The sequence below is a fragment of the Tritonibacter sp. SIMBA_163 genome (genome assembly GCF_046535935.1).
Lineage (GTDB): Bacteria > Pseudomonadota > Alphaproteobacteria > Rhodobacterales > Rhodobacteraceae > Epibacterium > Epibacterium scottomollicae.
The window spans coordinates 48,606-62,878 of record NZ_JAWJBP010000011.1 but is presented as its reverse complement, the minus strand read 5'-3'; the positions used below and the strand labels follow the sequence as shown (position 1 = coordinate 62,878).

The 14,273-nt window shown below is 61.5% G+C and carries 11 protein-coding genes; 3 read left to right on the top strand and 8 right to left on the bottom strand.

Features of this window, described 5'->3' with window-relative positions; all coding sequences use genetic code 11:
* Nucleotide 1: 1 nt before the first annotated feature.
* The 7 genes from R0J92_RS15340 to R0J92_RS15310 form a co-directional block, all read right to left on the bottom strand.
* On the bottom strand, nt 2–1,885 hold the full coding sequence (locus tag R0J92_RS15340) for a beta-N-acetylhexosaminidase (RefSeq protein ID WP_411052280.1): 1,884 nt from the start codon (nt 1,883–1,885) through the stop codon (nt 2–4).
* Nucleotides 1,886–1,922: 37 nt separating this feature from the next.
* Entirely contained in the window at nt 1,923–2,378 is a 456-nt protein-coding gene (locus R0J92_RS15335) for a GNAT family N-acetyltransferase (protein ID WP_317384632.1), read from the bottom strand.
* Complete coding sequence (locus tag R0J92_RS15330; protein WP_317384633.1) at nt 2,371–3,300, bottom strand: ABC transporter ATP-binding protein; 930 nt, start codon at nt 3,298–3,300, stop codon at nt 2,371–2,373. The genes R0J92_RS15335 and R0J92_RS15330 overlap by 8 nt, the downstream gene beginning before the upstream one ends.
* Entirely contained in the window at nt 3,290–4,102 is an 813-nt protein-coding gene (locus R0J92_RS15325) for an ABC transporter ATP-binding protein (protein ID WP_411052279.1), read from the bottom strand. The genes R0J92_RS15330 and R0J92_RS15325 overlap by 11 nt, the downstream gene beginning before the upstream one ends.
* Complete coding sequence (locus tag R0J92_RS15320) at nt 4,099–5,007, bottom strand: ABC transporter permease (RefSeq protein ID WP_411052278.1); 909 nt, start codon at nt 5,005–5,007, stop codon at nt 4,099–4,101. The genes R0J92_RS15325 and R0J92_RS15320 overlap by 4 nt, the downstream gene beginning before the upstream one ends.
* A complete protein-coding gene (locus R0J92_RS15315) occupies nt 5,007–5,984 on the bottom strand; it encodes an ABC transporter permease (RefSeq protein ID WP_411052277.1) in 978 nt (325 codons plus the stop codon). Before R0J92_RS15315 ends, R0J92_RS15320 begins: the two co-directional genes overlap by 1 nt.
* Before the next feature lie 86 nt (nt 5,985–6,070).
* On the bottom strand, nt 6,071–7,726 hold the full coding sequence (locus R0J92_RS15310; RefSeq protein ID WP_411052276.1) for an ABC transporter substrate-binding protein: 1,656 nt from the start codon (nt 7,724–7,726) through the stop codon (nt 6,071–6,073).
* 346 nt (nt 7,727–8,072) lie between these two features.
* On the opposite strand from R0J92_RS15310, the gene R0J92_RS15305 reads away from it, so the two are divergent.
* Complete coding sequence (locus R0J92_RS15305) at nt 8,073–11,363, top strand: response regulator (protein WP_411052275.1); 3,291 nt, start codon at nt 8,073–8,075, stop codon at nt 11,361–11,363.
* Between the two features lie 21 nt (nt 11,364–11,384).
* On the opposite strand, the gene R0J92_RS15300 is transcribed toward R0J92_RS15305, so the two are convergent.
* Complete coding sequence (locus tag R0J92_RS15300; protein WP_411052274.1) at nt 11,385–12,290, bottom strand: MurR/RpiR family transcriptional regulator; 906 nt, start codon at nt 12,288–12,290, stop codon at nt 11,385–11,387.
* Between the two features lie 177 nt (nt 12,291–12,467).
* Between R0J92_RS15300 and R0J92_RS15295 the strand changes: the two genes are divergently transcribed.
* Nucleotides 12,468–12,989 (top strand): TRAP transporter small permease, encoded by a 522-nt coding sequence (locus R0J92_RS15295; protein WP_106164908.1) that lies wholly within the window; start codon nt 12,468–12,470, stop codon nt 12,987–12,989.
* Entirely contained in the window at nt 12,986–14,272 is a 1,287-nt protein-coding gene (locus R0J92_RS15290; protein WP_411052273.1) for a TRAP transporter large permease, read from the top strand. The genes R0J92_RS15295 and R0J92_RS15290 overlap by 4 nt, the downstream gene beginning before the upstream one ends.
* The last annotated feature ends 1 nt before the right edge of the window (nt 14,273 follow it).

Genomic DNA, 14,273 nt, shown 5'->3' with positions numbered 1-14,273 from the left:
CTCAGAGGCGCGGCATCAGACCCGCGAGCGCTGTGAACCGGTCGTAGTCCTTGTTTTCCGCTACGCTCCACCCGGCCTCGGCAATGGCGCTGAGACGGGGGAAAATCATGTGGTTGCGGCGTGCCATCGTGGTCAGGTGTTCGCTCCAGACGCAAGCCTGAACACCCTTCAAACGCCCATTTAGAGCCGCATCCCCATTGTCGGCCTCAAACGCGTAGGTCTTGTCGAGCGGGGTGAACCCGGCCCAGCTGGCCCCCGGCGCATACCATGCATCCGAAAGCGCCATATCCAAGTAATAGGCCTGTCCCGGCGTGCTGACCACATCATAGCCGTCTTTCGCCAGCTCAGCGGTTTTCTCGATCGTGGTCCAGGCAAACAGCAGACTGTGCTCTGGATCGAGACCACCGCCATGGGCGACCTCTTCCCACCCGCCAAGCTTGCGACCAAGACCGATCAGGAAGTTCTGAATGTGGCGTAGGAAGTAGGCCTGCAGTTCCGGCGTGTCCTTCAGGCCGGTTTCGCGCATCATAGCTTGTGCCTTGGGCGATTGCATCCATGCGCCCTCAGCCACCTCGTCACCGCCCACATGCACGACCTCAAACGGGAAGATTTCGCAGACCTCAGCCAGCACGGTTTCGGCAAAGGTATAAGAGCCCTCGATGGCCGGGTTCAGCGCGTTGTTGCCAAAGCCCTGCACCGACCAGTAGCTCTCGGGTTCTTCTTGATCGACGAGGTCCGGCAAGGCCCCCAGCACACAGGCGCAGTGCCCCGGCACGTCGATTTCCGGCATGACCTCGACGCCGAAGCGGGCGGCATGTTTCACCACCTGTCGCGCCTCGTCCTGTGTGTAGTACCCACCCTGCCCGGTCATGTCGGGGCCAAGCTGCGGCAGTACCGGCAGGCCCATCCCGGTATGCGCAGCGGTCTCGGTGAGTGGCGGATAGGCCTTGATCTCCAGCCGCCAGCCTTCGTCATCGGTCAGATGCCAGTGGAAGCGGTTCATCTTGTGCCACGCCAGAATGTCCACATAGCGCAGCACCTGATCGAGCGGGTAGAACTGGCGCGAGACATCCAGATGCGCGCCGCGCCAGCCGTGGCGGGGGGCATCCTCGATCTTACCACTGCGGGGAACACCATAACGCGCAGGCTCCGCATGGGCATTGGTCAGCACCTGCGCCAGCGTAATCAGGCCGTAAAACAGCCCCTGCCCTGCGCCATGATGCAGGGTGGTTTTACCGTCCTGCCACGCGATCCGGTAGGCGTCCTCGCCCAGCGTCTGATCCGCCTCAACAATCAGCTTCGGGACGTCGTCCTTGGCGATCAGCACGAACGGTACGGGGGCCAGTGGATGCAGGCGCCGAGTCAGCTCTGCCACCTGTGACACCGCCTGCATCACTGCGAGATCATCGGACTGAAGAACCAGATGCACGGGCGCCCTGGCGCACCACTCAGCGATGGAAACCTGTTGAGGTTCAGGCAGAATTCCACAAGTTAGAGCCGCATTCTGCGACTCATTTGCGTCTCCAGCGGCCTCGGACGCTTGCAAGTCACCCGCGAAAGCCGGGACAAGGGTTCCGTCCTCCAGCAGGACACCGCCAGATTTCGGTCCCTCATTGGCGTGCAGCGCCGGGCGGGTAAGGTTGAACTCGGTGAACCGCCATGTTTCACCCGGCTGCAGGACAAAGCCCGCGTCAGAGGCGTATTCGTGAAAATTCGCCTGCCGCCGTATCAGTCGCGCACCGGTACAGCGCGAAGGACGCAGGCAGCGTGTCAGGGTGGCGTAGACAAGGCGCGGATTTGCGACCGGAGTGTCGCCGCAATTGGTCAGCGCGAACTCCATCGCGCCCTCTTCGGCGTGCCACAGGCTGTCGAGGTGGAAATGCATTTGGGATGATCCTGTTGGTTGTATGTGTCAGAGGATGTCAGACAAGGGCGCGCGCGAATACGCCCTCATCAGAGGCCGGGATCGCCACCGCGCCGCAGACCTGTTGATAAAACTCGACCGGCCCGGCCTGACCGATGATGCCATAGGCAAATCCGTCGTCACGAAGGCGGTGCAGTGCAGCCAGAAGGAGCGCCTTTCCAAGACCCTTGCCACGGGCCTCCGGGTCAACGCCGGTGGGGCCAAAGAAACCGCGGCAGGTGACGTCATAGCAGGCAAAACCCAAGAGGCGTTTGCCTTCGGTCGCGATCAAGACCCGCGCGGGGCGCGCCGCCAATGCGACCGTGCATTCATCCACCCATTTGGGGCTGAAGTGACGCGCCACGAACTCCAACAGGATATGCGATTCAAACGGAAGCGCGGGGCGAATTGCTATGCCTTCGGGCAGGCCTGGGACAGGGGGCAACCGATAAAGCGGCACCAGCATATCAGGCATGAGCGACCTCCGCGTGTTCTGCAATGACGTGGCCGGGAGTGATTTCCCGCAAGGCACGGACCGGGTGGGCGCTTTCTTCGCGCACCCGCCGTGCCAAGGAGGCAAATCCCGCATCACTGCCCGTGAGCCGCAGTGTCGGGTCGGGAACCGCCGCGCGCAGGAGCTTGGTATAGTCGTGCTGGGGCGCACCAACGACCTGCGCGGTTGGACCTTTCTCGACCACCTGACCGCGAAACATCACCGCCGTGTCCTCGGCCAGATACTCCGCCGTGGCGATATCATGCGTGATGTAGAGGATCGAAAGCCCGCGATCATCCTTCAGCCGCTGCATCAGCCCAAGGATGGACTTACGGATCGACACATCGAGCATTGAGGTCGGCTCATCCGCCACGATCAGGCGTGCCTTGACCGCCAATGCGCGGGCGAAATTCACCCGCTGGCGCTGCCCGCCCGAAAGCTCATGCGGGAACTTCGACGGCGTCGAGACCGGGTCCAGTTCCACATCCTCGAGGATCATGCGCAGGGCGGTTTCGGGATCGGCCTCGGGCTGATGCAAAGACAGGGCGCGCAGCAGATGATGGCGAATGGTATGCGCGGGGTTAAGCGCCGAGAACGGGTCCTGAAACACCATCTGCACTGCCTGACGATAGCGCATCTGATCGGCGCGCGCGGTCAGCTCCGCGATATCCTGTCCCTCGAACAGAATCCGGCCCGAGGTCGGTGTATGGTGGCCCACGATCGTCCGGCCCACGGTGCTCTTGCCCGATCCGCTTTCCCCCACCAGTGCCAGTGCGCGACCCGGCATCAGGTCAAGCGAGACATTGCGCAGCGCCTTTACTTCGGTTGCGCGACCAAAGACCGGGCGCAGGGTGAAGGTCTTGCTGAGCGCATCGAGGCTCAGGATTGGGGTATCAGACAGCATGGGCGACTCCTTCCGGGCGCTTTGCGAGGAGCGGCATCGCGTCCCAAAGGCTGCGGGTATAGTCATGACTGGGGTTCGTGACGATTTGCGCAGCGGTTCCGATTTCCACAATCTCACCCGCGCGCATGATGCCGATCCGATTGGAGATCTGCGCCATCAGGGCGATGTCGTGGGTGATGAACAGGACGGAAAAGCCGAGTTTATCCTTGAGCCGCAGTACCTCCTGCAGGATTTCGCGCTGCACCACCACGTCGAGCGCCGTTGTCGGCTCGTCCATGATGATCAGCTTGGGCTGCAAAGTCAGCGCCAGCGCCAAGGCCACCCGCTGCCGCATCCCGCCAGAGAGCTGATGCGGATGGGCATGCATGCGATCAGCGGGGATGCCGACCATCTCCAGCATTTCAGCGGTGCGATCCATCGCATCTGCCTTGGTGATCGGCCCGTGCGCCCTGAGCATGTCATAGAACTGACGGAAGATCGTCATCACCGGGCTTAGGGAATTCATCGCGCTTTGAAACACCATCGAGACTTCTGACCAACGCCAGGCCCGCAGCTGCGTATCGGTAAAGGACAGCACGTCGCGCCCCTCGAACCGGATATGCCCCTTGCGCACCAGCGCGGGCGGCTTGTGCAGGCGCATCAGCGCGTAGGCCACCGTGCTTTTGCCGCAGCCGGACTCACCTGCAAGGCCCAGGATTTCGTTCTGGCGGATCTCGAAGGAGATATCGCGCACAGCGGTAAAGGGTTCACCAGCGGTCAGGTAATCCACACGCAGCCCGTCGACTGTTAACAGATCGCTCATTGATTTGCCTCCTGCATCCGCTGGCGCAACAGGCGCTTTTCGATCCGCAGCGCCTTGGCAACGTTGCCAAGGGTACGCATGCGCGGGTTTGCGATCTCGTCCACGCCGAAGTTCATTAGCGACAGGCCGATGCCGATCAGCACGATGGCACCGCAGGGGGCCAGAACCTCCCACCAGGCGCCGACCATGATCGCCGAAGCGGTCTGCGCATTGTAGAGCATGGTGCCCCAGGACAGCGCCAAGGGGCTGCCAAGGCCGAGGAATTCGAGCGTCGCCTCGGTGATGATGGTGAAAATGACAGAGCCGATGAAGTTGAAGCCGATGATCGACAGAAGGTTTGGCAGCATCTCAACCAGGATCATCCGCCACGTCGGCTCGCCGATCATTGCAGAGGCCTGGATGAAGTCGCGGGTCTTCAGCGACATCGCCTGCGCGCGGGTGACCCGTGCGCCCCAAGCCCAGGAGGTGAGGCCGATGATGAGTGCAATCGCCCAGGGCCCGACCTGCCCGAGGAAGGCGGCAAGCACCAGCAAAAGTGGCAATTGCGGCAGCACCAGCACCACATTGGTGAAGAAGTTCAGCACGTCATCCACCAGACCACCGAAGTAGGCGGCGGTGATACCGATGAAAGTGCCGATGGCAGTCACGATCAGGCCCGCGACAATCCCCACCATGAGCGAGGTGCGCGTGCCCCAGATCAACTGGCTGAACACATCGCGGCCCATGCGGGTGGTGCCCAACCAATGCTCCGCCGAGGGTGCCTGATGCGGCCGCCCGACGCGGGCGATGGGATCAAAGGGCGCGATCAGCGGGGCAACCAGTGCGATCAGCACATAAGCCAGCACAATGGTCAGACCGATGGCCGCCTTGCGGTTGCGCAGAAAGGTACGAAGGAGATCTTGCATCAGGCCCTCTTCAGTCTGGGATCAAGGAAGACATAGGCCAGGTCCACCGCGAGGTTCGCGAGCAGCATGGCAAGTGTCATGATGAGGAGCTGGCCCTGGATCAGCGGGAAATCACGCCCGACGATGCCGAGGTACAGGAGGTTGCCGACGCCCGGGTAGTTGAACACCACCTCTGTGATCAGCGAGCCGCCGAACAGCGCGCCAAAGCTCAGCGCCAGCGCAGTGACCGAGGGCAGCAGCGCGTTGCGCGCCGCATAGGCATAGCGCACGCGGGCGTCGCTCAGCCCCTTTGCTTCGGCCATGGCGAGGTAGTCTTCGCCCAGCTGACCGATCATGTTGTTGCGCATGGTGATCAGGTAGCCCCCGACCAACACCACGCTCAGCGTCACCACCGGCAGGAAGCCATGATAGGCGACGGAGGAGAAGAACTCCCAGCTGAAGGCCGGGTCCAGTTTGGGGTCAAACGCATAGGAGGTCGGAAACACGCGGTTGCGGACCGACAGGAAGTAAAGCCCACAGAGCGCCACCACCACCGAGGGCACCGATTGCAGCGCCAGCGCCGTGGGCGAGGCGATCGCATCCGTAAGCTGCCCACGCCGCCAAGCCGCCAGAATGCCCAGCAAGGTCCCGACGGAGAAGGAAATCAGCAGCGCCGCGCCGGTCAGGAACAGCGTCCAGGGCAGCGCCTGCATCAGCACGTCGGTGACGGGCATCGGATAGAACTTGATCGACAGACCAAAGTCCCAGGTGAAGATCGACCCGAGATAAGAAAAGTATTGTTCGTGAAGCGGCGCGTCGATGAAGCCGAAGGTGGCCATCAGCGCTTCACGGGCTTCGGGTGCAATCATACCGCCGGAGTTTGCCAGCATGATGTCCGCCGGATTGCCGGGCAACATCCGGGGGATCATGAAGTTGAAGGTCGCGGCCACCAAAAAGGCAACGGCATAAAAGCCGAGCCGCTTCAAAAGAAAACGCATCAGGTCAAACCATCTGTCGAAAGGGGGAGATCGGCGCGAAAAAGGGGACCGCCCGCTCAGGGAGCGGTCCCAAGTTCGGGGAGGAATTATTCCACCGGACGCAGCGCCAGCAGGTGCATCAGTCGGGCCGGGTTGGTCTTGTGGGCCACCGGGTTTGCCACCGGGTTTTCGGCACTGAAGAAACCGGTAAAGCGCTTGGTGTTGTACTGATACCAACGCGGATTGTTGAAGACATAGGCCAGCGGCATCTCTTCACCGACGATCTTCTGTACGTCCGCCATGATCGCCATCTGCTTTTCGGTATCGCTGGTCTGGGTGAACGCGTCCAACAAATCGCTCAGCTCCTCGTTATAATAGCGCGAGGCCGCGAAGCGTGATTTTGCCTGGTTAATCTCGTGCAGGGAGTCGAGATACTGGTTGAACGGCGTCGCACCGACACGGACGGAATTGATCGCCATGTCATAGTCGCCCTTGATCAGCTTTTCGGTCCAGATCGCAGACTCGGGTGTCGAGACATTTGCCTTGATCCCTGCCGCATTCAGACCTTCGACCGCGATCTGGCTGCTGTTGACCCAGTCGGTCCAGCCATTGGGCACGATCACCTCGATGTCGATCTGCTCGCCCGCGGGGGTTTCGACGAACCCATCGCCGTCGATGTCCTCAAAGCCCGCTTCAGCCAGAAGGGCGCGCGCGCCTTCAACGTCATATTGGGTGAAGCCACCGAATTTATCTTCGACCTCGGGATTGTTCCAGGAGTGGAAGGCCCGGCCAAGACCAGACGGGTATTGGTTGATCGTGGGGTAGCCGTAACCCGCAATTTCCACCATGGCCTCGCGATCAAAGGACATCGACACGGCACGGCGGAAATCGACGTTGTTGAACGCCGCCTTGTCGCCGATCTCGGAGGCTTCGAAGTTCATGTAGAAGGCCACCAGAGAGCCACCGGGCAGCCAGTATCTATGATGCTCCGGATCCTTGGCGACAAAGGTATTCTCGATATCCGGCAAGAAAGACCCCATCCAGTCCAGCTCGCCATTGGCCGCAGCGGCCAGCGCCTGATCGTTGTTGGCAATTTGCGGGAACCGCATGCAGTCGACTTTGAGGCTCTCGGCATCCCAGTAGTTGTCGTTGCGGCACTGGATATATTCCTGCGGCGTAAAGCGGCGAATTTCAGTCAGTGGGCCGGACCCGACAGGATCGGGGTTGGTGAAGGTCACCGGATCCGCGATGTCGCTCCAGATATGCTCGGGGACGATCGGCACGCGAACGATCTGATACATGGCCTGACTGGAGGGGGTGGACAGGTTGAACTGCACGGTTTGGTCGTCGATTTTCTCCACACTGGAGAGCATGTTCGACATCCCCACGCTATCGAGCGCAACATTGTTCAGCGCCAATTCAAACGAGTTGACCACATCATCTGCGGAGAAAGCCTCGCCATCGGACCATTCCACACCATCGCGCAGGGTCACGGTGATGGTGCTAAGGTCATCGGAATACTCAAATGCGGTCGCCAGACGATAGATCGGCTTACCGCCATCCAATGCGTTGAAAATGATCAGCGGCTCGTACATGAAATGCATGACGGATGGCGCGGCAGTTGTCTGGTTGAACGGGTTGAAGTTCTTCACCCAGGCGGTGACCTGTTCGGGCAGCGCACTGACGACGGTTTCTTCCGCCTGAACGGCTGTTGTCCAAAGCGCAACCGAGGCCAGAAGCCCGGCGGTAGCTGTAAATTTCATTATCAATTTCTCCCTGTGGTGGCGGGTTTGCCCCGCCTCGTGTCATCCCGTCAACGTCCGCCCTCTGGCGACCGGAGCACATCAAAGCGCCCAGTCTCCTCCCGAGCGCTTGGGACGTCCCACAATGAAGTCCGCGCTGCAGTCGCAATGGTACCCGAAAAATCGGAAATTTCGTCAAAAGAGGGCGGTCGGTCTCTTCACAATCTAAAATAGTTCATGTCTATCAATGTGCTATGGGATACGAAGAACTGCGCCACTCTGCGCCACACTCACTCCGTGCCCTTGCTTCGAGCAGAAGCAAATCGCAGGATCGCCCGCAGACAAAACCAGAAAAACCGGAGTCATCGTGCCTCTTCAGGGAATCCGCGCCCGCCTGTTGTTGACGTTCCTGCTGGCTTCAGTCCTGCCGCTGACGCTTGGCGGTCTGGTGTTCTACCGCCTGGTGAACCAGACGATCGCCACCGAGACGTTTCAGAAGGTGGCCTTTGTACGCGACGCCAAGGCAAGCGAGATCACGCAGTACATGACATATGCGGTCAGGCAGGCAGAGAACCTCGCGCAGTCCGCCAACGTGCGCTATTCGGTGGGGGAGTTCTATGGTTTCAGTCATGCGCTGCGACAGCTTGCAGACACGCCGGAGGATGCCGGGCGTCAACTGCGCAACATATTCGGAATTGATGGCCCTGCCCCGCCGCCCTCTGGCGTCGGAAGCGAGGATCGGTTGCTGCGCGAGGCGCTGGAATATTCCAACACGCACCGCCGGTTTCATGCAGGGTTTCTGGATTTTCTGAACGAAGCGGAATTCGACAATCTCTACCTCGCAGATCGCAATGGCCAGGTGGTCTATTCCGTAGAGAAGGACCGTTATCTGGGACGCCTCCTCGATCCGGAGATGGCAGGCCTGGGACAAGCCTACAGCCGCGCTGTGGGCCAGGCCGGTTTTGACCCGGTGTTTCAGGATTACGCGCGCGACGGAATGACCGGTGAGCTTTCGGCCTATCTGGCCGTCCCTGTGCGCCTGCATGGTCGCCATAAGGGGGCAATGATCCTGCGGATGCCGCCCAACAGCCTGCAAAGTCTGATGACCAAGAGCACAACCGCGCTGACAGTCATCTCAACCGGCGGAACTGTCATCGCCTCCAGCGGCACCCCGGCGCCGGGCGCGCCGATCGTGGTGCCCGAGGCGATGACGGGGGCCGATGGGGTCACGGTGCTGGACGCCGGCCTGTCAGGAACCCCCTCCCTGTCGGCTTGGCGCGTGCTGGAAGCGCCATTTCCGACCTGGACGTTGATCGCCGAAGCGGACAAGGATGCGGCGTTTGAAACCAGCAGCCGCCTGCGAAATGCACTGCTGCTGATCGGGACGGTGGCCGTTACTGGGCTGGGGATATTGTCGCTGTTGTTTTCCAACGCCCTGACCCGGCCCGTGCGGCGCATGTCCGAAGCTGCCAGCGCCGTGGCCACCGGCAGCCTGAACGAAGCGCTGCCGGAATATGATCACCCGGTTGAATACGCCCGCCTCTCCCGTGCCGTGAACCAGATGCGCCGCGCCCTGCGCGATCAGTTGGACATGATCCGCGACAAGAACGCGGAATTGCAGGAGAACCTGCGTCAGATCGGCGAAAAGAACGCCAAGCTGGAAGAGGCCGACAGGATGAAGGACCGGTTTCTGGCCAATACCTCGCATGAGCTGCGCACACCGCTGAACGGCATCATCGGCATACTGGAAACGCTCGAAGGCGGGGCCATGGGCGACATGCTGCCCGCGCAGGCAAGTCAGCTGCGCCTGATCACCTTCAGCGCGCGCAGGCTGTCGCGACTGGTGGACGATCTGTTGGACATCTACCGCATCCGCGAGGGTCGTATGCGGCTCGATATGCAGCCGGTGGACGTGTCGCACGCGCTGCGCAATGTGCTGCATCTGTTGCAACCCACCTTCCAGATAGACCCTGCAAGGTTTCATCTGGATCTGCCCTCAGATCTGCCCGCCGTCACCGCCGACCCTGTGCGATTTGAACAGATCCTTTTCAACCTGTTGTCCAACGCCGTGAAATATGGGGGTGGCAGCACTGTCGAGATTACTGCAACACCGCGCGACGATGGTCAGCTCGCCGTTGCAATTCGCGACCACGGCCCCGGCATCGCCTCGGACAGTATGGAGCGGATCTTTCACCCGCTCGAACAGCTCACGCCGGATGGGTCCGGGCAGGCCACCGGAACCGGACTGGGCCTGACGATCGCCCGCCACCTCGCGGCGCTGATGTCCGGCAGTATCGAAGTGGCCAGCACACCGGGCGAAGGGGCGGTGTTTCGGGCATTACTGCCGATTTCCGATCTACCCGCTGCCTCGGTGTCCGAGGATTGGGCGCCAACGGCGATTGCGCCGCCGCTGGAGTTCAGTTCCGACCCAGACAGAGCGGCCCCTGTCACGAATGAGGGCGCACCGGTGATCCTCGCTGTGGATGACGAACCAATCAATTTGCAGGTCTTGCAGAACGTCCTGCACCCACAGGGCTATCGCGTCACCACGGCCAGCAACGGGTCGGATGCCCTGCGGAGCGTTGCACAATCCCGTCCTGACCTCATCGTGCTGGACGTGATGATGGCAGGGCTGAGCGGCCTGGATGTGGCACGCAACCTGCGGCGGCGGCATGGGCTGCACGAGCTACCGATCATCCTGCTGACCGCACGCGGGCGCACCAGCGACATGCTGGCCGGGTTCGAGGCGGGGGCGAACGACTATGTGGTGAAGCCTTTCGTCAAGGACGAGCTGCTGAGCCGGATCCGGACTTTATTGGAGGCCAGCCACGCGCGCAGCCGTGCCGTGGAAAACCGCGAACTGAAAGAGGAGATCGAACGCCGCATCCAGATCGAAGACGCTCTGCGCCTGTCCCAGCGCCGTATGACCCAGCTGCTCGACACGCTGGAGGACGGGCTGATGTGCATCAATGCGCGCGGCGTTGTGACCTATGCCAACGAGGCGGCACAGCAGGTTCTGGACCGGCGCGTGACTGTGAACCGCAGCCGCCTGCACGAGGTTCTGCCACCGGAGATCCTTGCGCCGCTGGAACAGACCGAGGTGGAGGATGAGCCGATCCATATGACACTCAGCCTGCGTGGACAGCCCCATCAGATCAGCCTGTTTGCGATGCTGCCCGAAGCCGGTGGCGGGCGGGCCGTCCTGTTCAGCCAGTCGGACAGTCCCCGCGCGCAATTCGTGCATTCGCTGCGGGATGTGGTCGACACATCGCTGCCCTCCCTGATTTCCGATGAGACCCAAGCGGATGCCGCCACTGCACCCGGTGATACCTACCGGGACATGATCGTGGAGTTGATGTCGGACTCGCTCGATATCTGGAGTGCGGCAACCGGCAAGGGCAAGATCGACTTTGCCGAGACCAGTGGCATCTGGCGCGTCAACCTCGACAAGACCTCGCTGCAGACGCGGACACTGGACAAATATCTGCTGATCGAGACCCTGCCTGACAATCCCCGCTGGCGCGACGTGTTGAAAACAGCGAGCTTTGTGCTCGCGCTGGACGCACGTGAGACGGCGGACGAGGATCTGAAGACCCGCTTCGCCGAGCTTGAAACACGCCTCGAGGAGTTCCGCGCCCTGATTGCCCAGCGGGGCTGAGCGAAGAATCCCGCTGGGCCTTTAGTCGCCCAGCGGCTGTGGTCCGGTACGCCCGTGATACGCGGTGAGCGAGGCGCGGATGCGGCGCAGGTTTTCGGTCGTGGCCTCGCTTCTGAGCTGCGCCACCGACATCGCCAGCGCATCAACGATCACCAGATGCGCATAACGCGAGGCGGTCGGTTTCAGGATGTCCGGATCCTCGGGCAGGTCGGCTTCGATCACGACGGTGGCCTCCTGCGCCAGACGGCTGTCGGGGCGGGTGATCGCGATGACAGTGGCGCCATAGCCGCCCGCGACACCAGCCGCACTGACGATCTCGCCCGCCTCGCCACTGGTGGACACAAGCAGCAACACATCGCCCTTGCCCAACGTTGCCGCACGCATCTGCAACAGATAGCTATCGGACACCGCAACAGCCGGGATGCCCAACCGAAACAGACGGCTGGCCGCTTCCTGCGCCACCATTGTGGAGCCGCCACCCACGCCAGCCACAACGATTTGCCCGGCGGTCGCCACGGCCTGCACCGCCGCGTCGAGGCGCTCTGGATCGAGCTGTTGGCGCATGACATTCACGGTCGCATAGAGAGCGCCCAGTACCTGATCGACGGCGTTGACGCTCCCCTCCTGCGCGTCCCTCTGGCTGGGCGCGAGATATTGCAGGCTGACCGCTAAGTTCTGCGCCAAGCGCAATTTGAAGTCGCGGAACCCGTCACAGCCCATCGTTCGGCAAAACCGCACAACGGTTGGGGTGCTGACACCGCAGGCCCCCGCCAGCTCCGCGATGGTCATGCTCGATATATCCTCAAGATGCGCCGCGACAAAATCCGCGACCTTCTGCTCCCTGGCTGCGAATTGACCGTGCAACTGTCGCAGGTTGGAGATCAGGTCCACAGCGCCCTGCGCCGGGCTGGATTCGACTGTCGGCATCTGTAACTCCTGAAGACCTCTCCGTGATTCTGTACCTAAGATACATTTTGACGTCAAACATACGCCGGTTTTTTCCTGAAATCTTCTATTTTTGTACTTTGGTAACAAAAATAACTTGACCGAGCGACGGTGGAACCGTGAATATGTACCTTAATTACAAAATGCGGGGAGGCGCTCATGCTTGGGGATATCGCAGATCGGATCAGCCGACAGCTCAATCGGGGAACCGAAGTCATCCTTGCTGCGCTGATGGTGGCACTGGTGCTCGACGTCTGGATCGGCGTCGTGGATCGCTACTTCTTTCACTGGCAACTGCCCTGGCCCGAGGTGCTGGCCCGTTACCTGATGATCTGGGCCGCGATGCTGGCGGTGTCCTCGGGCATCGCACGGCGCGAACACATCGGCCTGACGGCGGTGCTCTTGAACCTGCCTGCCCCCCTGCGCCGTGCCATGCTGATCGGAATCGACCTGATGACATTTGCGCTGTTCTTCTACGTACTGTGGTTCGGCATCGGCTTCGCCGAAAGCGGCGCCAAACGTCAGGCGATGATCCTCGGCGCGACGCTGCAACCTTTCTACGCGGCGATCCCGACCGCCGCAGCTTTGGCCTGCGTGCAAGTGGTGCTGGTGATGATCCGCGATATGGGCCGTCAGCTCGACCTGCCCGACACCCCCTCTGAAGAAGGAGCGGGCGCATGATCGTCGGCCTCTGTTTTGTCCTGCTCCTCGCCGTTGGCATGCCGATCGGCTTTGCCATTGGCCTGGCGGGCGTCATCGGTATCTTCACCATGGGCGGCGGCACCACGTTCCTCGCCATTGGCCCCAGCAAGATCTTCAACGGGCTCAATATTTTTCCCTTCCTCGCCATGCCGTTCTTCATTCTGGCGGGTGAGATCATGAACAGCACCGGAATCACCGGACGGTTGGTGAAACTGGCAGAGGTACTGGTGGGCCGCTTTCGGGGCGGGCTGGCGCATACCAACATGCTGGCCTCGGTGTTTTTTGCCGGGCTCACCGGATCTGCCACCGCCGATGCCGCCGCCTTTGGCCGCACGCTTGTGCCCGCGATGGTGAAACAGGGCTACAAACGCGACTACGCCTGCGCGGTCACCGCGGCCGGGTCGATCATCGGGCCGACGATTCCTCCTTCGGGGCTGATGGTGGTCTACGGCTCGCTGATGGGGGTCTCGATCGGCGGCTTGTTCGCGGCAGGGCTGCTGCCCGGCCTGGTGATTTGCGCCGTCTGCATGAGCGTGATCGCCATTGGCGGCAAACGCGAGAACCTGCCCAAAGCCGAACGCGGCGCCACATTGGGCGAAATCTGGCAGACCTTCCTGTCATCGATCACCGCGCTTTTGATGCCGATCATCATCCTCGGCGGCATCCTTGGCGGCGTCGTCACCCCGACCGAGGCTGCCTCCATCGCCGTGGCCTATGCGCTGTTCATCGGCTTCTTCGTCTATCGCACACTGACCTTCCGCGAACTCTATGCGATGCTGGTGCGCACCGCGCGGATCACTGGCGTGATCTTTGTCATCATCGCCTTTGCCGGCATACTCGGCTGGTGGATGAGCTTTGAGCGTATCCCGCAGGCCATTGCCAGCACCGTGCTGGGGCTGTCGGACAACCCCTATGCCATCATCGCCATCATCATTTGCATTCTGCTGGTGGTCGGCATGGTGATGGATATCACCGCGATCCTGATCATCCTCGGGCCGGTCCTCGTGCCGCTCACCGAACAGATCGGACTGGAGCCCATCCACGCGGGCATCATCTTTGTACTGGCACTCAACATCTCATTGATGACGCCACCCGTGGGGGCTTGCCTCTTCGTTCTGTCCTCGGTGACCGGCGAGAAGCTGGAGCGCATTTCAGTAAAGCTCGCCCCCTTCCTGATCGCCGAAGTGATCATCCTGTTCCTATTCGCATTCTGGGAGGACGCGGCCCTGTTGCTGCCGCGTGCGCTCGGATTTGCCCCCTGAT